General features: G+C 69.0%; 1 protein-coding gene. It reads left to right on the forward strand.

Annotation, left to right across the window (positions count from 1 at the left end; all coding sequences use genetic code 11):
• The first annotated feature begins 163 nt into the window (after positions 1-163).
• Complete coding sequence (locus H7I41_RS28050; RefSeq protein WP_073859016.1) at positions 164-526, forward strand: YybH family protein; 363 nt, start codon at positions 164-166, stop codon at positions 524-526.
• Positions 527-565: the final 39 nt, after the last annotated feature.

The raw sequence follows: 565 nt of genomic DNA on the forward strand, positions 1-565 counted from the left end.
CGACAGCCTGGCCCAGCTGCGACAGCCTGGCCCAGCTGAACCCGCAGAAGCGCATCGGCGAACTCGACGACGTGGTGGACGCGGTGCTCTATCTGGAGAACGCCGGGTTCGTCACCGGCGCGGCCAGAGCGCGGGGCACTGGCCAGAGCGCGGGGCACTGATCATGGGCCACGGTGAGCACGAGCTGCGCAGCGTCCTCGACGTCTGGCAGGCCGGGATCGACGCCCACGATCCGGACCGGGTCGCCCAGGTCTTCACCGAAGACGCCGTCTTCCAGGGACTGCGGCCCTACACCGTGGGGCGCGCCGGAGTGCGCGACTACTACGCGTCCCAACCGCCCGGGCTGACGGTGCGCTACCGCATCCTGGAAACCCGCACACCCGCCGACGGCATCCTGCTCGGCTACCTGCGGGCCGATTTCGAATTCCCCGACGGTTCGGCGTTGCCGCTGAACCTGAGCGTGCTGCTCACCCGCACCGCCGACGGCTGGCTGATCCTGCACTACCAGGTGTCGAGAGTGCCCTAACTCAGCGCCGGGATGACCTCGCGCTCGAACATCTCGATG

The organism is [Mycobacterium] manitobense, from assembly GCF_025821665.1.
GTDB classification, from domain to species: Bacteria; Actinomycetota; Actinomycetes; order Mycobacteriales; family Mycobacteriaceae; genus Mycobacterium; species Mycobacterium arseniciresistens.